At 69.2% G+C, this 21,780-nt stretch carries 15 protein-coding genes; 12 read left to right on the top strand and 3 right to left on the bottom strand.

The features are described from left to right. Nucleotides 1-7 precede the first annotated feature (7 nt). The 5 genes from ACSQ2G_RS06030 (at nucleotide 8) to ACSQ2G_RS06010 (ending at nucleotide 5,339) form a co-directional block, all read left to right on the top strand. The gene (locus tag ACSQ2G_RS06030) at nucleotides 8-550 is read left to right on the top strand and encodes a chemotaxis protein CheD (protein ID WP_436030526.1); all 543 of its coding nucleotides are present in this window, start codon (nucleotides 8-10) and stop codon (nucleotides 548-550) included. Between the two features lie 4 nt (nucleotides 551-554). Beyond that, nucleotides 555-944: a chemotaxis protein CheU gene (locus ACSQ2G_RS06025; protein WP_436029160.1), complete on the top strand. Its 390-nt coding sequence runs from the start codon at nucleotides 555-557 to the stop codon at nucleotides 942-944. 3 nt (nucleotides 945-947) lie between these two features. Further along, entirely contained in the window at nucleotides 948-1,532 is a 585-nt protein-coding gene (locus tag ACSQ2G_RS06020) for a response regulator (protein ID WP_436029158.1), read from the top strand. Further along, nucleotides 1,529-1,999 (top strand): chemotaxis protein CheE, encoded by a 471-nt coding sequence (locus ACSQ2G_RS06015; RefSeq protein ID WP_436029156.1) that lies wholly within the window; start codon nucleotides 1,529-1,531, stop codon nucleotides 1,997-1,999. Before ACSQ2G_RS06020 ends, ACSQ2G_RS06015 begins: the two co-directional genes overlap by 4 nt. A 340-nt stretch (nucleotides 2,000-2,339) precedes the next feature. Beyond that, on the top strand, nucleotides 2,340-5,339 hold the full coding sequence (locus tag ACSQ2G_RS06010; RefSeq protein WP_436030524.1) for a TonB-dependent receptor: 3,000 nt from the start codon (nucleotides 2,340-2,342) through the stop codon (nucleotides 5,337-5,339). 89 nt (nucleotides 5,340-5,428) lie between these two features. Here the strand turns inward: ACSQ2G_RS06010 and nagA are convergent, their stop codons facing one another. The 3 genes from nagA to ACSQ2G_RS05995 are packed head-to-tail and all read right to left on the bottom strand — an operon-like array spanning nucleotide 5,429 to nucleotide 8,507. Next, nucleotides 5,429-6,568, bottom strand: a complete 1,140-nt coding sequence (gene nagA, locus ACSQ2G_RS06005; protein WP_436029154.1) for an N-acetylglucosamine-6-phosphate deacetylase — start codon at nucleotides 6,566-6,568, stop codon at nucleotides 5,429-5,431. Continuing rightward, a complete protein-coding gene (locus tag ACSQ2G_RS06000; RefSeq protein ID WP_436029152.1) occupies nucleotides 6,568-7,659 on the bottom strand; it encodes an SIS domain-containing protein in 1,092 nt (363 codons plus the stop codon). Before ACSQ2G_RS06000 ends, nagA begins: the two co-directional genes overlap by 1 nt. Before the next feature lie 53 nt (nucleotides 7,660-7,712). Further along, entirely contained in the window at nucleotides 7,713-8,507 is a 795-nt protein-coding gene (locus ACSQ2G_RS05995; protein ID WP_310083758.1) for a GntR family transcriptional regulator, read from the bottom strand. Between the two features lie 200 nt (nucleotides 8,508-8,707). On the opposite strand from ACSQ2G_RS05995, the gene ACSQ2G_RS05990 reads away from it, so the two are divergent. From ACSQ2G_RS05990 to ACSQ2G_RS05960, 7 genes are all read left to right on the top strand, one after another. Further along, nucleotides 8,708-11,479: a TonB-dependent receptor gene (locus ACSQ2G_RS05990; protein WP_436029150.1), complete on the top strand. Its 2,772-nt coding sequence runs from the start codon at nucleotides 8,708-8,710 to the stop codon at nucleotides 11,477-11,479. 213 nt (nucleotides 11,480-11,692) lie between these two features. Next, complete coding sequence (locus tag ACSQ2G_RS05985) at nucleotides 11,693-14,050, top strand: family 20 glycosylhydrolase (RefSeq protein WP_436029148.1); 2,358 nt, start codon at nucleotides 11,693-11,695, stop codon at nucleotides 14,048-14,050. A gap of 27 nt (nucleotides 14,051-14,077) precedes the next feature. Next, nucleotides 14,078-16,594 (top strand): phosphoenolpyruvate--protein phosphotransferase, encoded by a 2,517-nt coding sequence (ptsP, locus tag ACSQ2G_RS05980; RefSeq protein WP_436029146.1) that lies wholly within the window; start codon nucleotides 14,078-14,080, stop codon nucleotides 16,592-16,594. A gap of 5 nt (nucleotides 16,595-16,599) precedes the next feature. Continuing rightward, a complete protein-coding gene (nagE, locus tag ACSQ2G_RS05975; protein ID WP_436029144.1) occupies nucleotides 16,600-18,360 on the top strand; it encodes an N-acetylglucosamine-specific PTS transporter subunit IIBC in 1,761 nt (586 codons plus the stop codon). 41 nt (nucleotides 18,361-18,401) lie between these two features. Further along, a complete protein-coding gene (locus ACSQ2G_RS05970; protein ID WP_436029142.1) occupies nucleotides 18,402-19,997 on the top strand; it encodes a tryptophan halogenase family protein in 1,596 nt (531 codons plus the stop codon). Continuing rightward, nucleotides 19,994-20,710 carry a DUF6445 family protein gene (locus ACSQ2G_RS05965; protein ID WP_436029140.1) on the top strand — a complete coding sequence of 239 codons (717 nt, stop codon included), beginning with the start codon at nucleotides 19,994-19,996 and terminating at the stop codon, nucleotides 20,708-20,710. Before ACSQ2G_RS05970 ends, ACSQ2G_RS05965 begins: the two co-directional genes overlap by 4 nt. 185 nt (nucleotides 20,711-20,895) lie before the next feature. Further along, on the top strand, nucleotides 20,896-21,732 hold the full coding sequence (locus ACSQ2G_RS05960; RefSeq protein WP_436029138.1) for an alpha/beta fold hydrolase: 837 nt from the start codon (nucleotides 20,896-20,898) through the stop codon (nucleotides 21,730-21,732). The last annotated feature ends 48 nt before the right edge of the window (nucleotides 21,733-21,780 follow it).

Raw genomic sequence — 21,780 nt, 5'->3', positions numbered from 1 at the left:
AGACGAGATGGGGCCGGCGATCAAGGTTCACGTCACCCAGGGCGAGAGCCACGTGTCGTCGGATCCGCAGGTGGTCATGACGACGGTGCTCGGCTCGTGCATCGCCGCCTGCCTGCGCGATCCGACCACCGGCATCGGCGGCATGAACCACTTCCTGCTGCCCGACGCGGGCGACCGGGGCAAGGACGGCGGCGACGCGGTCCGTTACGGCGCCTACGCCATGGAGCTGCTGATCAACGGCCTGCTCAAGAAGGGCGCGCGCCGCGACCGTCTCGAGGCCAAGATCTTCGGCGGCGGCAAGCTGTTCGACGGCCTTTCGGACGTCGGCGCCAGCAACGCCGCGTTCGCCGAGCGCTTCCTGCGCGACGAGGGCATTCCGATCGTCTCGTCCAGCACCGGCGGCCTGTCGGCCCGACGCGTCGAGTTCTGGCCCGCCTCCGGCCGGGTGCGCCAGCGCCTGGTCGCCGTCGACAACGCCCCGCAGGACGTCCGTCGTCCCGCGCCCGCCCCGATGCCCGCCGCGTCCAGCGGCGACGTGGACCTGTTCTGACCCCATGACCGTCCAGCCGCTGGCCCTGACCGACACCGACGAGACCTTCCCCGGGCAGCTGCCCGTGGGCGAGCTTTCGCGTCGGTTGGCGGCGGAGCTGATGGCGGCGGCGGCCATCTGCCGCGACTGCGAGCACATCGCCGGCGACCTGGCCAGCGGCGGCGCGGCCCTGGAAAACCTGTCGCGGCTGCAGGCCCTCGACGAGCTGAGCCAGCGCCTGCACGGCCTGTCCGACGTCCTGGCCCGCATCGGCCAGCACGCCTCTGGCGAGTGGAGCATGGCGGTCGAGCCGCTGCTCGAGGGTCTGGGCCTGGCCGACTTGGTGATGCGTCTGCGCGACGCGAAGAACCATGACGGCTGGGACGCCACGGCCGGCGAACTCGATTTCTTTTAGGCCATGCGCGAACCGCTCCACGCCTCGGCCCGCATCAATCTCGAGAAGGTCGAGGTCCTGCTGGTCGACGACAGCGTCCCGTCGCTGAACCTGCTGTCCCAGGTGCTGCTCGGCTTCGGGGTGGGCAATCTCACCCGCGCCGACGGCGCCAGGGCGGCCCAGACCCTGCTGCGCGAGCGCACGTTCGACCTGGTCATCAGCGCCACCAACATGGCGGGAGTCGACGGCTACGAACTGGTCAAGTGGCTGCGCCGCGGCGCCCTGGAGGCCAACCGCTACCTGGCGGTGATCCTGGTCTCGGGCCACACGCCGCCCTCGCAGGTGTTCAAGGGCCGCGACGCCGGGGCCAACTTCACGATCGCCAAGCCGATCACGCCCAAGATCGTCCTGGAGCGCATCCTGTGGGCGGCCAAGGAAGACCGCCAGTTCATCGAGTGCGAGACCTATCTGGGGCCCGACCGCCGGTTCAAGAACGACGGCCCTCCGCCCGGCGCCAAGGGGCGTCGCCGCGAGGACCCGCCGCAAGCGCTCCGCCCGCCCGGCGCCCCGTCGCTGGAGTCCGCCGACTCCCAGAAAGCCAAGTCATGAGCGTCATGCGCAAATTCCGCGCCCCCAACCGCCTGTCGATGCTGGTCCGGGCCGACGGCGGCATGATGGCCAAGGACGCCCTGGCCGCCGCCGACGCGGCGCTGGAGCCGCTGCGCGCCGAGTCGCTGGCGGTGCTGGACTCCGCCCTGGCGGAGATGGAGGCCCGGTTCGGCCGATCGGCGGCGGCGACCCGCGCCGCCGGCGTCCACCAGGACCTCTACACCCTGGCCCTGCGCATCATCGACGTCTCCGGCTTCCTGCCGGGCTCGTGCGTCGACCAGGCGGCGATCTCGTTCTGCGCCCTGGTCGACAATTGCGCCGAGGCCGGCGTCTGGCGCTGGGACGCCGTCGACGTGCACATCAACGCGCTGCGGCTGCTGCGCGCGACCGACCTGAGCCCCGACCAGCGGCGCGCGGTGATCGACGGGCTCAACAAGGTCAGTCAACGACGTATCGACGACGCCTGAGGCCGGCGGCGGAATAAGCTTGGCCTTAATGTGGCCGAAACGACACGTTCGCCCGATCGCTACAATCCGCCACGCTTCAGCCATCTTGTGATCGGCGGTTTCATTTGATACCGCTTGCATTGCTACCGGTGTCAAGACGCGCGTCTCGCTCGAATGTGACACCGGTGTCAGAATAGACGGCCCAAGAACGGCCGCGCGGGAAGGAAGCGCGGACGCACTCTTCGGCCGGGCGGCGCGAACGCGTCGTTCAAAAGAAACGTGATCACGGGAGGAGGATCCATTGTCTCAGGTCTCTAAGCAGCGCGTTCGCGCGCTGAAGCTCGGTGCGTCCAGCGGCGCCATGCTCATGGCGCTGGCGCTGGCCGGAGCCGCCGCCGCGCAGCAGGCGCCGGCCCCCGCCGCGGACGACACCGCCGTCGAGGAAGTGGTCGTCACCGGCTTCCGCGCCAGCCTCGCCAACGCCCTGGACATCAAGCGCCGCGAAAACGACCTGGTCGACGTCATCAAGGCCCAGGACATCGCCGACTTCCCCGACCTGAACCTGGCCGAGTCGCTGCAACGCGTGCCGGGGGTGTCGATCGACCGCGACGGCGGCGAAGGCCGCACGATCACCGTCCGCGGCCTGGGTCCCGACTTCACCGTGGTGCGCCTGAACGGCCTGGAGGCCCTGGCCACCACCGGCGGCAAGGACAGCTCGGGCGGCGCCAACCGCGGCCGCCAGTTCGACTTCTCGATCTTCGCCTCGGAGCTGTTCAACAGCGTCACCGTGCGCAAGTCGACCTCGGCCTCCAACGAAGAAGGCTCGCTGGGCGCGATCATCGACCTGCAGGCCTCGCGCCCGTTCGACTTCAGCGGCCCGGCCCTCAGCATGGGCGCCAAGATCGGCTGGAACGACCTGTCGCGGAAGAAGGACCCGCGCTTCACCTTCCTGGCCAGCAACCGCTGGGACACCGGCATCGGCGAGATCGGCGCCCTGATCTCGGTGGCCTATGCCGAGCGCAAGACGCTGGAAGAGGGCTCCTCGACCGGCCGTTGGGAAAACCCTAGCGTCACCAACAACTCCGCGACCATGTTCCCCGGCCCCGCCGGCTCGACGGGCGCGGGCACGCCGACGACCTGTAACAACAACGCCAACTACAACGTCCCCCTGGGTCAGGGCCTGACCTGCGCCCAGATCGGCGGCGTAACGGGCGGCACCACGGTCACCGACGCGGCTGAAAGCGGCACCGCCAACGCTCTGTGGCACCCGCGGATTCCGCGCTACGGCCGCCTGCAGTATGACCAGAAGCGCCTGGGCGTGACCGGTTCGCTGCAATGGCGCCCGACCGAGAACTCGACCCTGACGCTCGACGCGTTGCTGGCCAAGTTCACCAACAACCGCGACGAGACCTATCTCGAGGTCATCTCGTTCAGCCGCAGCGGCCAGGGCCTGCCCCAGACCGACGTCCTGAACTTCCAGGCCGACGACAAGGGCCACCTGATCAAGGGCACGTTCAACGACGTCGACGCCCGGGTTGAATACCGCCACGACGATCTGAAGACCGAGTTCAACCAGTTCACCCTGACCTACGACACCAAGTTCGGCGAGCGGGGCCACCTCAACGCGGTCTATGGCCAATCGCGCTCGATCCAGAGCAACCCCGTCCAGACGACGTTCTCGTTCGATCGTTACGACACCGACGGCTACAGCTACGACTATTCGGGCAATGACACGCTGCCCAGTTTCAACTACGGCTTCGACCCGACCAACGCGGCCAACTTCCAGTATCGTCCGACCAATGACCTGGGCGACGCCTCGCTGCTGCGCCTGCGTCCCAGCAAGGCGGTCAACACCTTCAAGACCTTCCGGGCCGACGTCGATTATGAAATCCTGGACGGCTTCAAGCTGCGCTACGGCTACGACTACAAGGAATACGGCTTCACCTCGTGGGAGAAGCGCCTGTATTCGCGTCAACTGGCGGGCAACAGCGCCACCACCTTCACCGCCGAAGCGGGCTTCGCCCTGCCGGCCGGCGTGTCGGTCGCCGACGTTTCGCGCCTGATCACCGGTTTCGGTCGTGGTCTGGACCTGCCGGCCGGCGTGCCTACCTCGTGGATCGCGCCCGACCTGGAGAAGCTGAAGAAGGTCATCGGCTACGACTGTAACTGCATCAACGCCAACGGCGACTTCCGTCTGAGCACGATCAACCAGCTCGGCGCGGTGCGTGAAATCACCGAGAAGGACACCGCCCTGTATATCCAGGGTGACTTCGACTACGACATCTTCAACATCCCTGTTCGCGGTAACCTGGGCGTACGCTACGTCAAGACCAAGCAGGACGCCCTGGGTCACTTCAACGTCAGGAACAACCCCGTCAGTGTCGCCACGCCGTTCGGTACGCTGAACGAGCAGGTCGGGACCGACGGTATCCAGACCACCTCGCGTGAATACACCAACACCCTGCCGGCGTTGAACATCTCGGCCCAACCGTTCGAGAATTTCTACATCCGCTTCGCGGCGGCCAAGGTGATGACCCGCCCGCAGTTGCAGAATCTGACGCCCGGCTTCACCGCGAACAGCCAAAGCGCCCAGACCCTGACGCGCGGCAATCCGGACCTCGATCCGATGCTGGCCGACAACCTGGACCTCAGCTTCGAATGGTATCCGGACAAGGAAACCCTGCTGTCGGCGGGCTTCTTCCAGAAGGACATCAAGTCCTACATCCAGCAGACCGCCGAGGTCATGCCATGGTCTGAAACCGGCCTGCCCGACAGCCTGCTGACCAACGGCAACACCAGCGCGACGCCGTTCACCGTCACGACCAACGTCAACAGCCCGGGCGGCAAGCTGAAGGGCTTCGAACTGAGCGCCCAGCGTCCGTTCACCTTCCTGCCGGCTCCGTTCGACAAGTTCGGCGCGATCCTGAACTACACCCACGTCAAGAGCGACATCGACTACATCATCAAGTCGCCAACTTATGGCGGCACGCCCCGGGTCCAGACCGCCCCGGCGGTGCTGGTCACCCAGCCACTGCTCAACCTGTCGCCCGACGCCTTCAACGCCACGCTCTATTACGAGAACGCCGGCTTCAAGGCGCGGATCTCGGGTTCGTATCGGGACCAGTACCTGATCCAGGTGGCCCCCTCGGCGACCAACAACAACGACGTGCGGATCAAGGAAAAGACCTTCAACCTCGACGGTCAGGTCAGTTACGAGTTTAATAAGTTCACGGTTACCCTCGAAGCGATCAACCTGACCGACCAGGAAGACAGCAAGGTCGACGACTCCACGCGCATGAGCTCGGAAGAGTACGTTCACTTCGGCCGTCAGTTCTACCTGGGCGTGCGGTACAAGTTCTAGATCGCCGCCTTCCGAAACGACCGAAGGGCGCTGGTGCAGACCAGCGCCCTTCTTCTTTGGTCCTTGTCCGCGTCCCAAAGGGAAGCGGGCTATCGGCTCGCGACGCCGTCGATCCAGGTCTCGCGCACGTTCAGACCCTCGTCCAGCAGCACCAGGTCGGCGGCCTGGCCGACCTGGATGGCGCCGCGACGGCCCGCCAGGCCCAGGAAGGCGGCGGGAGCGGCCGAGGCGATGGCGACCGCGTCCTCCAGCGACAGGCCCAGCATCGCCACGGCGTTGCGCACCGCGCCGATCATGTCGAGGTCCGAGCCGGCCAGGGTGCCGTGGTCGTCGACGCAGACCCCGTCCACCACCCGAATGTGGCGGCCCTGCAGGTCGAAGCTCTTGTCGACCATGCCGACCGTCGGCATGGCGTCGGTCACCAGCATGAAGCGGTCCAGCGGCCGGGTGCGCAGGGCGATGCGCAGCACGGCCGGGTCCACGTGGCGGCCGTCGACGATGATGCCGCACCAGGCGGCCTGGCTTTCCAGGGCCGCGCCCACCACCCCCGGCTCGCGGCTGGTCAGCGGCGACATGGCGTTGAACAGGTGGGTGAAGCCGGTCAGGCCGGCGTTCAGCGCCTTGCGGACCGTGCCATAGGCGGCGTTGGTGTGGCCGGCGGCGACGATCACCCCGGCCTGGGCCAGGCGGCGCACCATGTCCGGCGTGGTGGTCTCCGGCGCCAGGGTCACCAGGGTCTTGCCGCGCTTGAGCGAGCTCAGCAGGGCCACGGCCTTGTCGTCCAGGGTGCGGAACTTGCTGGCGTCGTGGATGCCCTTGCGCTTGGCGTTGAGGAACGGGCCCTCGATGTGCACGCCCAGCACGCCGGGCACGCCCGCCGCGATCGCCTGTTCGGTCGCCCGCATGGCCGCGTCGACCACGGCCAGGTCGTCGCTGATCAGGGTCGGCAGGAAGCCCGTCGTCCCGTAGGGCCGGTGGGCGGCGCCGATGGCGGCGATCGCCTCGACGGTGGGCGAGTCGTTGAACAGCACCCCGCCGCCGCCATTGACCTGGGTGTCGATGAAGCCGGGGACCAGCAGGCCGCCGTCCAGATCGTGGCGCGCCATGCCGGCGGGAATGGCGGCGCTGTCGAGGAGACCGCCGATCCGTCCGTCACGGATCGTCACGGCCTTGCCGTCGACGATGCCTTCGGGCGTTAGGATGCGGCCATTGACGAGAACGGACTGCATCAGACGGTTTCTGTGACCTTGTTGAGGTGCGGCGGGCTGTCGGGGTCGTAGCCGCGGGCCACCGACAGGGCGTTGGCCATGCGATAGAAGCTCTGGATCATCAGGATCGGCTCGATCACCGGGTGGGCGGCGACGGCGGGCAGGATCCCGGCGCCCGCTTCTCCGGCGCCGGCCAGCAGCACGTCGCCGCCGCGCTCGGCCACGCCCTTGGCCATGGCGTCGACGCTGTCGCGGCTCTCGTCGTTCTGGGCGAACACCAGGACGGGGAAGCCTTCCTTCACCAGGGCCATCGGACCGTGCAGCACCTCGGCGGCGCTGAAGGCCTCGGCGTGCAGGCCGCAGGTTTCCTTGAACTTCAGGGCTGCTTCCTGGGCGACGCCGAAGCCGACGCCGCGTCCCAGCACATAGAGGTTGCGCGCCAGCTTCAGGCGCTCGACGGCGGGGGTCCAGTCCAGGGTCCAGGCCCGCGCCAGCAGGGCGGGCAGGGTGGTCAGGGCGGCGGTCAGGTCTTCGTCGCCCGTCCAGGCGGCGACCAGCTGGGCGATGGCGGACAGGGCGGCTATGTACGACTTGGTGGCGGCCACGCTCAGCTCGGGACCGGCGTGCAGCGGCAGCACCTCGTCGGCCAGGGCGGCCAGGGGCGAGGCGGTGTCGTTGACCAGGGCGATCACGAAGGCCCCGGCCGCCTTGGCGGCCTGGACCGAGGCCAGCAGGTCGGGGCTCTTGCCCGACTGCGAAATGGCCAGGTACAGCACGTCGCCGAGGTCCTGCTGGGCGGCGTAGACCGAGCTGACCGACAGGGCGGCCGACGAGGTCAGCACGCCGGTGCGGGTCTCGATCAGGTACTTGGCGAAGGTGGCGGCGTGGTCCGAGCTGCCGCGCGCGCAGGTGACGACGGCGCGCGGCGGGCTGGCGCGCAGGCGCTCGGCGATCCGCGCGGCGCGGGCGGCGTTGGCGCCCAGTTGGGCGGCGACCACCTGCGAGGCCTGGCCGGCCTCGAGGAACATGCGGGTCGATTCCGCGGTCAGGCGCCCACGCGAGGAGGAAGGGTCGGCGGGGGGAGCGGATCGGGTCAAGACATGGGCCTCCAAGACGGGCGTTCCCTTCAGATAAGCGCGGGGCGAGCCCCGTTCAGCACGAACCCTCAGGAAAGGGCGTTCAGTTCGGCGACGAAGTCGTAGGCGTCGCCGCGATAATAGGACTGGGTGACCTCGACCGCCCGGCCGTCCTTCAGGAAGCCGCGACGTTCGATCAGCAGGCCGGCGTCCTTGGCGGGAACGCCCAGGAGCTCGGCGTGTTCGGCGGTGAACAGCACCGCGCGCAGCCGCTGCAGGGCGCGGGCGGGGCGATGACCGGTGGCCTCCAGCGCTTCGTAGAGCGAGACGCCGACCGCCTCGGCCGAGGGAAGGGCGAAGCCGGCGACGGTGGAATATTCGATGGCCATCGGCGCGCCGTCGGCATAGCGGATCCGCGCGAAGCGGTAGACCGGCGTGCCGGGCGACAGGCCCAGGGTCAGGGATTCCTCCGGGGTGACCGAGCCCTCGGCCTTGCTGATCCACTCGCTGCGCGGCGTGCGTCCGCGCGAGATCATGTCCTCGGTGAACGACGACAGCTTGGAGAAGCTCTTCTCCACCCGGGCGGCCACGAAGGTGCCCGCGCCCTGACGGCGGGTCAGCAGGCCCTCGCCGACCAGGCCGTCCAGCGCCTTGCGCACGGTGATCCGCGAGACGCCGAATTCCTCGGCCAGGTCGCGTTCGGCCGGCAGGGCGTCGTCGGGCGACAACACCTTCTTCTGGATGGCCTCGCGCAGGGCGCGCTGCAGTTGCTTGTAAAGCGGGGCGTGGTCGTCGCCGGCCAGGCCGCCGATCCTCTCAGAAAACGTCGCCAATTCCGCACCCCAGCCCAAAACCGCGCCACCCCGTGACCATGGGGATAGCATATGACCATTTCCGTACCAATAAGAACCTGGTCCCGAATTGGTTCTTTTTTGGCCTTGTCATCCAAGCATTTTCCGTCACAGTCACCCTCCGAGGCCCGAGAAGTACCGCATTCTACGGATGTCCGCAGATAATTGGTATCAGATTGGGCTTGGGGCTCGGCTCCAAGTCCAAGAGGCCTGGCAACGGGGAGAATTCGATAATGAGAAAGTTTCACAAAACCATTCTAACCGCGTCCGCCAGCATGCTGGCGGTCGCCCTGGCCGCGCCGGCCTTCGCGCAGGACTCTACACAAGTCGACGAAGTCGTCGTCACCGGCATTCGGGCCTCGCTGCAGGCTTCGGTGCAGGCCAAGCGTAACGCCAACGCCGTGATCGACGTCATCACCGCCGAAGACATCGGCAAGTTCCCGGACAAGAACGTCGCCGAGTCGCTGCAGCGCGTCCCGGGCGTCACCATCCAGCGCGAGTTCGGCGAAGGCGAGCGGATCTCGATCCGCGGCACGGCCCCGACCCTGAACCGCACCCTGCTCAACGGCCACGCCGTGGCCACCGCCGACTGGTTCATTCTCGACCAGTTCAAGGCCAGCCGCAGCTTCAACTACCTGATGCTGCCGTCGGAAATCGTCGGCAAGGTCGAGGTGTTCAAGAGCCCGATGGCCGACATCGACGAAGGCGGCGTGGGCGGCACGGTCAATGTGCACACCCGCAACCCGCTGGACCTGGCGCCGCTGTCGGTGTCCGGCTCGATCCAGGCCTTCCATGACGAAAAGTCGGGCAACACCGATCCGACTGCCTCGGCCATGCTCAGCTGGCACAACGCCGACAAGACCCTGGGCGTCCTGGTCGGCGGCATCTACGACAAGCGCCGCATCCGCCGCGACGGCATCGAGGTCCTGGGCTACCAGGCCGTGACCACCGCCTCGGGCGACGGCACGAACATCAGCGGCATCACCCCGGGCCAGACCGTCTACGCGCCCAGCCTGATCGGCTCGTCGCTGTTCACCCAGACCCGCGAGCGCAAGGGCGCCAACTTCGCCATCCAGTACGCGCCGACCGACAAGTTCGAGCTGAACCTGACCGGCCTCTATTCCAAGATGGACGCCGACAACTTCAACCAGAACTACATGGCCTGGATCAGCCAGAAGGTCGGGGCCCTGAGCACCTCGCCGGGCTCGCAGTTCAACATCACCCGCGTCGAGAACGGCACCGCCACCGCCGGCAACTTCAACGCCATCGGCGGCAACGGCGTGGTGTTCGACGCCATCGACCGCATCGCCCACACCAATGTCGGCTCGATCGACTTGGCCGGCAAGTGGCGTCCGGCCGACGGCTGGGAGTTCAGCGGCCGCGTCGGCTACACCAAGGCCAAGGGCGCCACCGACCTGCAGCCGTTCTGGGAAACCAACGCCCCGACCGGCCTGACCTACGACCTGTCGAACGGCCTGCCGAAGGTCAGCTTCACCGACATCAACCCGACCACGGCCGACGACGAGATGACGCTGGGCTGGGCCTCGGCCAACACCACCGTCAATACCGACGACGAGTTTTACACCTTCGTCGACGGCGAGAAGTTCCTCGACGGCGGCGTGTTCAGCTCGGTCAAGTTCGGCCTGAAATACACCGACCACGACCGCGACGTGGTGCAGACCTACGGCCAACGTCGCGCGTTGTTCGCCAACGGCGCCTGCAACGGCCAGAACTGCTCGCTGGCCAGCGTCGCCAACGGCCTGACCGACAGCGATTATCTGGACGGCATCAAGGGGCCGGGCGTCCTCAGCAGCTATCTCACGGCCGACAAGAATAAGATCGAGGCGCTGTACGCCGCGATGGGGCCGGCCACGGTCTATGACCCGAACAACCCCAATGTCGGGGGCTGCATCGGCCTGGTGAACTGCGACCACTTCGGTCCGCTGGAAAGCTTCGACTTCAACGAGAAGACCTTCGGCGGCTACGTGATGGGCAACCTGAAGGGCGAGGGCTGGCGCGGCAATGTCGGCGTCCGCGTCGTCAACACCAAGATCGAGACCAACGCCTGGCGGGTGGGCGTGTCGGCCGGCACGCCGGGCGCCATCAACAACCCGTTCGGCCTGATGGCCCCGACCGCGGGCGAGAAGGAATATACCGACATCCTGCCGTCGGCGAACTTCTCGTTCGACGTGCGTGACGACGTGGTGATCCGCCTGGCCGCCGCCCGCGTCCTGGCCCGCCCGGACTACGCCCAGATGGCCGGCTTCACCTCGCTGACCGAGTCCCTGCTGACGGCCTCGGGCGGCAACCCGGACCTGGATCCCTATCGCGCCAACCAGTACGACGCGACGGTGGAATGGTACTTCGCCCCGCAGTCGATCCTGTCGGTCGACTTCTTCTACAAGGACATCTCGACCTACATCGTCCAGGGCGCGACGGTCGAGAAGCTGCCGCTGCAGGCCGCCGCCACCGACCCGCGGGTCGTCAACCCGGCCAACAACTGCGTGCTGCAATCGGCCGGCCTCTACAGCTGCGACTATAATGTCGGCCGTCCGGTCAACGTGGCGGGCGGCGAGACCAAGGGCATCGAGGTCAACTTCCAGATGCCCGTCTGGAACGGCTTCGGCGTCCTGGCCAACTATACCTATTCCGACGCCAGTTCGTCGTCGGGCGTGCCGGTGCCGTCGAACTCGAAGAACATCTTCAACGTCAGCGGCTACTACGAGAACGAGCGCTTCAGCGCCCGCCTGTCCTACAACTACCGGTCCAAGTTCTTCGTCGACTACGACGCCGAGCGCGGCTACCGGCAGCTGTGGTCGGACTCGATCGCCTCGCTCGACGCGTCGGCCAGCGTCAACCTGACCGACCAGATCTCGCTCAGCCTCGACGCGGTGAACCTCACCGACGAGAAGCAGACCGACAACTATGACAACGACAAGAACCGTCCGGCCCGTATCTACAAGAACGGCCGGATGATCTTCGGCGGCGTCCGGTTCAAGTTCTAGCCAGCATGGACGGGGTCATCGGCATCCGGGCCGCGGGCCCCGTCCTTGTTTTCGAGATCGTCGCGTCGGATGCGGCATGGTCCAGGATCGTCTCATGACCAGCCCGCCACCGATCGCGACCCAAGTCCTCCTGACTGCAAGCATGGAGCTGGGGCGGAGCGGTCAAACGCTCCGCCCGCTTTTTGCTTTCGGTCGGCCGGTGAGCGTCTCTTGATGATCTTCGCCCCGCCCTTCGCCCGCGCCGCCCAGAGACTGGCCGGCGCCCTGTCGGTTTCGGCCGCCGCCCTGGCCTTCGCCTCGGCCGCCTGCGCCGCTGAACCGACCCTGACCCTGACGCCGGCGCCCGCTCAGGCGACGATGGGGCAGGGGGCGTTCGCCCTGACCGCCAGGACCCGGATCTTCGTCGCTAAGGGCGACGTCGAGGCCCGCGTCGTGGCCGGCCAGCTTGCCGACATGCTGTCGAAGGCCCGGGGCCTGAAGCTCGCCGTGGTCGAGGGCGCGCCGGCCGCCGGCGAGGCGGCCATCGTGCTGGCCCGCGGTCAGGCCGGCAGCGACAAGGCCGAGGCCTATGCCCTCCAGGTCGCCCCGACCAGCGTGACGATCACCGCCCCCAAGCGCGCCGGTCTGTTCTACGGCGCGGTCAGCGTTTGGCAGCTGGCCGTGCAGGACGCCGCCAAGGGGCCCGCCCTGCTGCCGGCCGTCAGCATCGACGACAGCCCGCGCTTCGCCTGGCGCGGCTTCATGCTGGACAGCGCCCGCCATTTCCAGAGCGTCGAGACGATCAAGGCCATCCTCGACACCATGGCCGCCCACAAGCTGAACGTCCTGCACTGGCATCTGGTCGACGACCAGGGCTGGCGGCTGGAAATCAGGAAGTATCCGAAGCTGACCTCGGAAGGCGCCTGGCGCGTCCCAGCCGGGGCGGCGGGCAAGGACCCCAGGACCGGCAAACCGGTCCGCTACCAGGGCTTCTACACCCAGGACCAGGTGCGCGACCTGGTCGCCTACGCGGCGGCGCGCGGGATCACCATCGTGCCCGAGATCGAGATGCCCGGCCACGCCCTGGCGCCGCTGGTCGCCTATCCCCGGTTCGGCATGACCAAGGCCCCGCCGCGCGCGGCCATGGGCGACTGGGGGGTGTTCCCCTACCTCTATCGACCCAGCGAAGAGACCTTCGGCTTCCTGAACGACGTGCTCGACGAGGTGATGGACCTGTTCCCGTCCGAATACATCCACGTCGGCGGCGACGAGGCGGTCAAGGACCAGTGGAAGGCCAGCCCCGAGGTCCAGGCCCAGATCCAGGCCCTGGGCGTCAAGGACGAGCACGGCCTGCAGAGCTGGTTCATCCAGCGGGCCGAAAAGCACATCAACGCCCGCGGCCGGCGGATGATCGGCTGGGACGAGATCCTTGAAGGGGGCCTGGCCCCCAACGCCACGGTGATGTCCTGGCGCGGGATCGAGGGCGCGGTCGCCGCCGCCTCGCAAGGCCATGACGCCGTGCTGGCCCCCGACAGCACCCTCTACATGGACCGCCGCCAGAGCGCCTCGGCCGACGAGCCGCCCGGCCGGATCAAGATCATCAGCCTCAAGGACGTCTACGACTTCGACGCCGCCCCGGCGGCCCTGACCCCGGCCCAGCGCGCCCATATCCTGGGCCTGCAGGCCACCGCCTTCACCGAGCACATGCGCACCGACGAGCGGCTGGAGCGGATGACCTTTCCCCGCCTGATCGCCGTGGCCGAGAACGGCTGGACCCCGGACGACCGGCGCGACTGGGCCAGCTTCGCGGCCCGCCTGCCGGCCGAGAGCGCGCGGCTGGACGTGCTGGGGGTGGCCCACGACACCGTCCCCTACGAGCCGCAGGCGACCCTGAGCCCGGCCGACGGCGGCCAGGTGTCGGTCGCTCTGACCTCGGGCCTGGGCCTGGGCGAGATCCGCTACACCACCGACGGCGGGGCCCCGACCAAGGCTTCGGACATCTACGAAGCGCCCCTGGCCGTGACGCCGGGCAAGACCGTCCGGGCCCGGACGTTCCTGGGCGACGACGCCCTGGGCCGGGTCCGCGACTATCCCGTCAGCCTGCTGGCCGCCCGCACCCGCGACAGCCACCAGCTGGAGCTCTGCGGCAATGGCATCAACCTGTCGCTTGAGGACGACGCGCCGAAGACCGGCTCCGGCGACGGCCCGCGCGCGGTGTTCGCGGTCGACCTGATGAACCCCTGCTGGGTGTGGAAGGGCGCTGACCTGTCGACCGGCCTGACGCTCAGCGCCCGCATCGGCCAGGTCCCGTTCAACTTCCAGATCGGCGCCGACCGCCAGAAGATCCCGCTGCGCCCGCCGGCCACCCCGGCCGGCGAGCTGGAGGTGCGGATCGACGGCTGCGCGGGCCAGCCGATCGCCGCCATCCCGCTGGGCGCCGCCGCGCGCGGACCCGGCCTGGGAACGGTGTCGGGCGTGCTGCCCCGGCGCGAAGGCGTGCACGATCTCTGCCTGACCTTTACAGCGCGCACGGTCGAGCCGACGCTGGTGCTCGACCAGGTCACGCTGACCCCGACCAAGACCTCTCTCTAGATCCTCAAAGAACCAGGAAGCGTACCGGTGCCCAATCTCGTACTGTCCTCGCCGCTGAAGGGCTGGATCGCCCCGCTGGACGAGACGCCCGACGCGGTGTTCGCCGAGCGCATGCTGGGCGACGGCCTGGCCATCGATCCTTTGGGCTCGACCCTGCACGCGCCCTGCGACGGGCGGGTGATCGCCGTGCACGCCACGCGCCACGCCGTCACCCTGCGGGCCGACAACGGCGCCGAGATCCTGATGCACGTGGGGCTGGAAACGGTAGGCCTGGGCGGCGAGGGCTTCGAGGTCCACGTCAAGGACGGCGACGCGGTCAAGGCCGGCGACAAGCTGATCAGCTTCGACCTGGACCTGCTGTCGCAGCGCGCCAAGAGCCTGATCACACCGGTGGTGATCACCAATCCCGACGCCTTCCGGATCGTCCGCCGCGAGCAGGACCACGCCGCCGCGGTCGGCGACTTCCTGATGGAGCTGGCCGCGATCGGCGGGGCCGGCGCGACCCTGGCGGTCGCCGACGGCGAGGTGTCGCGCGAGGTGGTGGTGCCGCTGCAGCACGGCATCCACGCCCGTCCGGCCGCCCGCATCGCCGAGAGCGCCCGCAAGTTCGCCTCGGAGGTCGCCCTGGTCGCCGTCAACCGCCGGGCCAGCGCCAAAAGCCCGGTCGGGGTGATGGCCCTGGCCATCCGCCATGGCGACCGCATCAGCGTGGCGGCCAGCGGGCCGGACGCCGACTTCGCCGTCGCCGCCATCGTCGAACTGATCGAGAGCGGCATGGGCGAGAGCGCCGCCCTGCCGCCGACCACCGCCCCGCCAGCCGTGGTCGAGGTCGTCCGCACCGCGCCGCCTAGCGAGCCGGGCCTGCTGCGCGGCGTGATGGCCGCCCCGGGCCTGGCTATCGGCCAGGCCGTGCGGTTCGTTTCCAGCGACATCGCCGTGGTCGAGGCGGGCGCCGGAGTCGATGTCGAGCGCGCCGCTCTCGAAGCCGCTCTGGCCCAGGTTCGCGCCCGGATCGAGCAGGCGGCCGCCAAAGGCGACACCGCCCGCAAGGCCATCCTCGGCGCCCACCTGGCCTTCCTGGAGGACCCGGAACTGACCGCCTCGGCCCACCGGCTGATCGCCGAGGGCAAGAGCGCGGGCTTCGGCTGGCGGCGCGCCGTCGGCGGCTATGTCGAGGCCCTGCGCGGCCTGGGCGACCGCCGGCTGGCCGAGCGCGTCGACGACCTGATCGACCTGGAGCGCCAGGTGCTGCGCGCCCTCAGCGGCGAAGAGGACGAGGCTCGCTCGCTGCCGGCCGGCGCCATCCTGCTGGCCGACGAACTGCTGCCCTCGCAGCTGATGGGCGTCGAGGCCGGCCAGGTGGCGGGCTTCTGCACCGCCAAGGGCGGGCCGACCTCGCACGTGGCCATCCTGGCCGCCGCCATGGGCATCCCGGCCATCGTCGCCGCCGGCCCCGGCGTGCTGGACGTCACCGAAGGCGCCAGCCTGATCCTCGACGCCGAGAACGGCACGCTTCGCGTTGGGCCGGACGCCAGCCAGCTGGCCGACGCCCAGACCGCCATCGCCGCCCGCCACGAGCGCAAGGCCGCCGCCAAGGCCGCCGCCCACCAGGAGAGCCGCACGGCCGACGGGACGCGGATCGAGGTGTTCGGCAATGTCGGCTCGCTGAACGACGCCCTGGCCGCCGCCGCCAACGGCGCCGAGGGTTCGGGCCTGCTGCGCACCGAGTTCCTGTTCCTGGAGCGCGAGACCCCGCCCGACGAGGACGAGCAGGCTCGTCAGTACCAGGCCATCGCCTCGGCCCTGGACGGCCGGCCGCTGATCATCCGCACCCTGGACGTCGGCGGCGACAAGGCCGCGCCCTATCTGCCGATCCCGGCCGAGGAGAACCCGGCCCTGGGCCTGCGCGGCGTGCGCGTGTCGCTGTGGCGGCCTCACCTGCTGAAGACCCAGCTGCGCGCCATCCTGCGCGTGAAGCCGCTGGGCCAGTGCAGGATCATGGTCCCGATGATCGCCAGCCTGGACGAGCTGCGCGCCGTCCGCGCCGTGCTGGAGGAGGCCAAGCGCGAGCTGCAGATCACCGAGCGGGTCGAGTTGGGGGTGATGATCGAGACCCCCGCCGCCGCCGTCACCGCCGACCTGCTGGCCGCCGAGGCCGACTTCCTGTCGATCGGCACCAACGACCTGACCCAGTACGTGCTGGCCATGGACCGGGGCAATCCGGAGCTGGCCGCCCGCATCGACGCCCTGCACCCGGCGGTGCTGCGGATGATCGCCCAGACCTGCGCCGGCGCCGCCCGCCATCACCGCTGGGTCGGCGTCTGCGGCGGCCTGGCCTCGGACCTAGTCGCCGTGCCGGTGCTGCTGGGCCTGGGCGTCACCGAGCTGTCGGCCACGGCCGCCACCGTGCCGGAGGTCAAGGCCCTGGTCCGCGCCCTGAACCTCGACGCCTGCCAGGCCTTGGCCCGCCAGGCGCTGGACCAGACCTCGCCCGAGGCGGTCCGAGATCTTTGCAAGACCTTCCACGCGAAGGTTGGAGCCTAAAAGCGATGAAGTCCCCGCTCGAATTCCTTCAGCCCCTGGGCCGCGCCCTGATGCTGCCCATCGCCGTCCTGCCGGTGGCGGGACTGCTGCTGCGGCTGGGCCAGCCCGACCTGCTGAACATCGCCTTCGTGGCCGCGGCCGGCGACGCGATCTTCTCCAACCTCGGCCTGCTGTTCGCCATCGGCGTGGCGGTGGGCTTCGCCAAGGAGAACAACGGCGCGGCCGGCCTGGCCGGCGTGGTCTGCTTCCTGATCGCCACCGAGGGCGCCAAGGCCCTGCTGCACGTGCCGCCGGACGTCACGGCCGGTCTGATCAAGGCCCACGCCGACCTCGCCTCGGCCGCCTACAAGGCCAAGGCCCTGGCCAAGCTCAGCGTGCCGATCGGCATCGCCTCGGGCCTGGTCGGCGGGATCTTCTACAACCACTTCTCGACCTTCAAGCTGCCCGAATACCTGGCCTTCTTCAGCGGGCGGCGGTTCGTGCCGATCATCAGCGGCCTGGCCGGCCTGCTGATCGCGGTGCTGATCGGCCTGGGCTATGACGGCATCAACGGCGCGGTCGACGGGGCCAGCCGGGCCATCGTCGGCTCGGGTGAGACGGGCCTGCTGGTCTACGGCTTCCTGAACCGGATCCTGATCGTCACCGGTCTGCACCACATCCTCAACAACATCGCCTGGTTCGTGATCGGCGACTATCACGGCGCGACCGGCGACCTGCGGCGGTTCTTCGCCGACGACCCCAGCGCCGGCGGCTTCATGAGCGGGTTCTTCCCGGTGATGATGTTCGGCTTGCCCGCCGCGTGCCTGGCCATGTACCACACGGCCCGGCCGGAGAAGAAAAAGGCGGTCGGCGGCATGCTGACCTCGCTGGCCCTGACCTCGTTCCTGACCGGCGTGACCGAGCCGATCGAGTTCTCGTTCATGTTCCTGGCCCCGCTGCTCTATGCGGTCCACGCGGTGCTGACTGGCGTGGCCATGGCGGCGATGAACGCCCTGGACATCAAGCTGGGCTTCACCTTCTCGGCCGGCCTGTTCGACTATGTGCTGAACTTCGGCAAGGCGACCCACCCGCTGTGGCTGCTGCCGCTGGGGGCGCTGTACGCCGGGATCTATTACGGCCTGTTCCGCTTCTTCATCGTCAAGTTCGACCTGAAGACCCCGGGGCGCGAGGCCGACGACGTGGTGACCGCCGAGGCGGCGACCACGGGCGGCGGACGCGGGGCGGACTTCGTCCTGGCCCTGGGCGGCGCGGCCAACCTGGTGTCGGTCGACGCCTGCACCACCCGCCTGCGCCTGATCGTCGCCGACCAGGGCGCGGTCAACGAACCGGCCCTCAAGGCCCTGGGCGCGCGCGGGATCGTCAAGCCCTCGGACAAGGCGCTGCAGGTGGTGTTGGGCCCGATCGCCGACGGCGTGGCCGGCGAGATCCGCGCGGCCATGGCCGGGGGCGCCGGCGCCGCGCCGGTCCCGGCCAAGGCCGTCGTCGCCAAGGTCGCGGCGCCCGTCGCCCTGCCGACCGCCGCCGACGACGCCAAGGCCGAGGCCCTGGTCGGCGCCTTGGGCGGCTTGGCCAATGTCGAGGCGGTCGGGGCCTGTTCCAGCCGGCTGCGGCTGGTGGTCCGCGACAACGCCGCCGTCGACGAGGCGGCCCTGGCGGCCCTGGACTCGCGCGGCGTGGTTCGGGTCGGCGAGCGGTCCGTGCACGTGGTGCTGGGTCCAGACGCCGAGCGGATCTGCGAGGCCGTGCGCTGCCTGTTGCCGGTCTGAGCAGGCCGCGCCAAGAACGGTGAAGGGGTGAGGGAGCCAGGGTGACGGACAGGCCGATCAAAGACATCCTGATCGTCGGCGGCGGCACGGCCGGCTGGATGACCGCCGCCTACCTCGCCCGGCGGCTGGGCTCGACCCGGCCGGACGGGGTGCGCATCACCCTGATCGAGTCCAGCGAGATCGGCATCATCGGGGTGGGCGAGGGAACGTTCCCGACCATCCAGAACACCATGCGGACGCTCGGCGTCGACGAGGCGCGGTTCCTGCGCGAGGCCGGGGCCGCCTTCAAGCAGGGCATCAAGTTCGTCGACTGGAAGACCGCGCCCAGGGACGGGGTCCACAGCCATTACTACCATCCGTTCGCCCAGCCCCGGCTGCTGAACGGCGGCCTGGACCTGGCGCCCTACTGGCTGATGGGCGAGGCGGGGGACATCCCGTTCTCCGACGCCGTCACCCTGCAGGACAAGGTCTGCGAGGCGATGCGCGGGCCCAAGCGGCGGGACGATCCGCAGTACGGCGGGCCCATGGCTTACGCCTATCACTTCGATGCCGGAAAGCTGGCGACCCTGCTGCGCGACGTCGGCAAGGCCACGGGGGTCCGGCATCTTCTGGGCAACGTGCTGGCGGTCAACAAGGCCGACGACGGCGCGATCGCCTCGGTGACGACCCGCGAGCACGGCGACCTGGTCGCCGACCTCTATATCGACTGCACGGGCTTTGCCGGCGCCCTGATCGGCGAGGCCATGGGCTCGGCCTGGATCGACAAGGGCGACACCCTGTTCGTCGACCGGGCCCTGGCCCTGCAGGTTCCCTACGACCGCCCCGACGCCCCGGTGGCCGCCACCACGATCTCCACCGCCCACGAGGCCGGCTGGACCTGGGACATCGGCCTGCCCGACCGGCGGGGCACGGGCTATGTCTATTCCAGCCGCCACACCACCGACGACCGCGCCGAGCAGATCCTGCGCGGCTATGTCGGCCAGGCGGGCGAGGGGCTGACGCCGCGCCTGCTGAAGCTGAAGGTCGGCCATCGCCAGGCGCACTGGATCAGGAACTGCGTCGCCGTCGGCCTGTCCGGCGGCTTCCTGGAACCGCTGGAATCGACAGGCATCGTGCTGATCGAGGCCGCCGCCTACATGCTGGCCCGCAACCTGCCGCGCCGGGGCGGGATGGAGGCCGCCGCCCGCCAGTTCAACGCCGCCATGACCGACCGCTACCTGCGGGCCATCGACTTCATCAAGCTGCACTACTGCCTCAGCCAGCGCACCGACAACCGCTTCTGGACCGACAACGCCGATCCGGCCTCGATCCCGGAGACGCTGCGGGACCACCTGGCGATGTGGAAGCACCGCCCGCCCAACGTGTTCGATTTCCCGAACCTGCACGAGAGCTTCAAGTACTTCAATTACCAGTACATCCTGTACGGCATGGGCTTCGAGACCCAGGTCGACCCGGCCGCCCACGTCCATGGCGACCTGGCCCGGGCCGACTTCGCGCGGGTGCAGGAGGCGGGCCTGCGCGCCGTCGCCAGCCTGCCCGACCATCGCGCCCTGCTGACCGAGATCCATGCCCGCGGCTTCTCGACCAAGGCCCCCGACCTCGCCACGGCCGAGGCCGGCGAGGCGCCCCGGCGGTGAGCGGGCTCGCCTTCGCGCCGGGTCCCGATCCGCGGGTCGAGGTGCTGCGGGTTGGCCGCGAGGCGCGGCCGGTGCTGGTCGTCGACGGCCTACTGACCGGCGCGGAAGATCTGGTCGCGTTCGCCGCCGACACGGCCGTGCTGGCTCCGGTCAAGGCCGCCGCCAACTTCTATCCCGGCGTCCGCGCGCCCGCGCCGGCCGGCTATGTCCAGGTGCTGGTCACCGCCCTGCGGCCGCATCTGGCGGCGACGTTCGGCGCGCCGCCCGACGGCCGGGCCCACGTCACCTGCGCCCTGTCGATGGCGACCCTGCCGGCCGACCAGGCGAGCCTCGCCCAGCGGCTGCCGCACATCGACACCACCAACCCGCTCCAGCTGGCGATCCTGCATTACCTGTGTGGACCCCCGCACGGCGGCACCGCCTTCTACCGCCATCGCGCCACCGGCTTCGAGGCGATCGATTCCGCGCGTGCGCCGGCCTATCTGGCGGCGGCGCGTCGCGAGATGGCCGAGAGCGACGGCGGCCAGGACGGCTACATCACCGCCTCCAATCCGCTCTACGAACAGACCGTCGTCGTGGCGCCGGTCTTCAATCGGATCGTGGTCTACGCCAGCAACCTGCTGCACGCCGGCGTGCTGGCCGACCGGCCCGCCAGCGCCGACCCCCGCCTCGGCCGGCTGACCGCCAACACCTTCTTTCGCGCCGAGCCCTGACCGCGCCCGGACGCCAAGGTCGTCAGGCGCGAAGAACCTTCAAGTCGCGACAGGCATGTCCAAGCTTTAGGGCGGCGAACGGCCTAGCCTGCGGCCTGAGCCTGGCGGTCCTTCCGCCCCTCGCGCCGACTCCCCCGTCCGCGGCGACGCCCAAGGCCTCGCCCAAAACTCCAGGAGACACGAAAATGAGCAGCGGCTTTCTCACCGTCGAGGACGGCACGCAGATCTTCTACAAGGACTGGGGTCCCAAGACCGCCCAGCCGATCGTGTTCCACCACGGCTGGCCGCTCAGCGCCGACGACTGGGACAACCAGATGATGTTCTTCCTGGGCGAGGGCTTCCGGGTCATCGCCCACGACCGCCGCGGCCATGGCCGCTCCAGCCAGACCGACACCGGCAACGAGATGGACACCTACGCCGCCGACGTCATCGCCCTGGCCGACCACCTGGATCTGAAGAACGCCGTCCACGTCGGCCACTCCACCGGCGGCGGCGAGGCCATCCACTACGCGGCCCGCGCCAAGCCCGGCCGGGTGGCCAAGGTGGTGCTGATCGGCGCGGTGCCGCCGATCATGGTCAAGTCCGACAAGAACCCCGGCGGCCTGCCGATCGAGGTGTTCGACGGCTTCCGCGCCGCCCAGAACGCCAACCGCGCCCAGTTCTTCCACGACGTCGCGGCCGGTCCGTTCTACGGCTTCAACCGGCCGGGCGCGAAGGTCTCGCCGGCCACGGTCGAGAACTGGTGGCGCCAGGGCATGATGGGCGGCGCCAAGGCCCATTACGACTGCATCAAGGCCTTCTCGGAAACCGACTTCACCGAGGATCTCAAGGCGGTCGACCTGCCGGTGCTGCTGATGCACGGCGAGGACGACCAGATCGTGCCGATCGCCGACAGCGCCCTGCTGGGGATCAAGCTGGTCAAGTACGGCACGCTGAAGACCTATCCGGGCCTGCCGCACGGCATGTGCACCACCCACCCGGAGATCATCAATCCCGACCTGCTGGCCTTCATCAAGGCGTAGGGTCGGCTGAACTGAAGCACGCCTCCGCCGTTGTCATCCCGGAAAGCG

This window comes from Caulobacter sp. LjRoot300 (assembly GCF_964253875.1).
GTDB lineage: Bacteria > Pseudomonadota > Alphaproteobacteria > Caulobacterales > Caulobacteraceae > Caulobacter.
Note: the sequence above shows the minus strand (reverse complement) of the source record. Positions and strands in the feature narration are given on the sequence as shown.

Excerpts from the sequence above, each read along its gene's own strand:
- ACSQ2G_RS05995 (WP_310083758.1), bottom strand. The coding sequence starts at position 8,507 with ATGCTATCCCCATGGTCACGGGGTGGCGCGGTTTTGGGCTGGGGTGCG.
- ACSQ2G_RS06010 (WP_436030524.1), top strand. The coding sequence starts at position 2,340 with ATGCTCATGGCGCTGGCGCTGGCCGGAGCCGCCGCCGCGCAGCAGGCG.
- ACSQ2G_RS05990 (WP_436029150.1), top strand. The coding sequence starts at position 8,708 with ATGAGAAAGTTTCACAAAACCATTCTAACCGCGTCCGCCAGCATGCTG.
- ACSQ2G_RS06030 (WP_436030526.1), top strand. The coding sequence starts at position 8 with ATGGGGCCGGCGATCAAGGTTCACGTCACCCAGGGCGAGAGCCACGTG.
- ACSQ2G_RS05960 (WP_436029138.1), top strand. The coding sequence starts at position 20,896 with ATGAGCAGCGGCTTTCTCACCGTCGAGGACGGCACGCAGATCTTCTAC.
- ACSQ2G_RS06020 (WP_436029158.1), top strand. The coding sequence starts at position 948 with ATGCGCGAACCGCTCCACGCCTCGGCCCGCATCAATCTCGAGAAGGTC.
- nagE (WP_436029144.1), top strand. The coding sequence starts at position 16,600 with ATGAAGTCCCCGCTCGAATTCCTTCAGCCCCTGGGCCGCGCCCTGATG.
- ACSQ2G_RS06015 (WP_436029156.1), top strand. The coding sequence starts at position 1,529 with ATGAGCGTCATGCGCAAATTCCGCGCCCCCAACCGCCTGTCGATGCTG.
- ACSQ2G_RS05985 (WP_436029148.1), top strand. The coding sequence starts at position 11,693 with ATGATCTTCGCCCCGCCCTTCGCCCGCGCCGCCCAGAGACTGGCCGGC.
- nagA (WP_436029154.1), bottom strand. The coding sequence starts at position 6,568 with ATGCAGTCCGTTCTCGTCAATGGCCGCATCCTAACGCCCGAAGGCATC.
- ACSQ2G_RS06025 (WP_436029160.1), top strand. The coding sequence starts at position 555 with ATGACCGTCCAGCCGCTGGCCCTGACCGACACCGACGAGACCTTCCCC.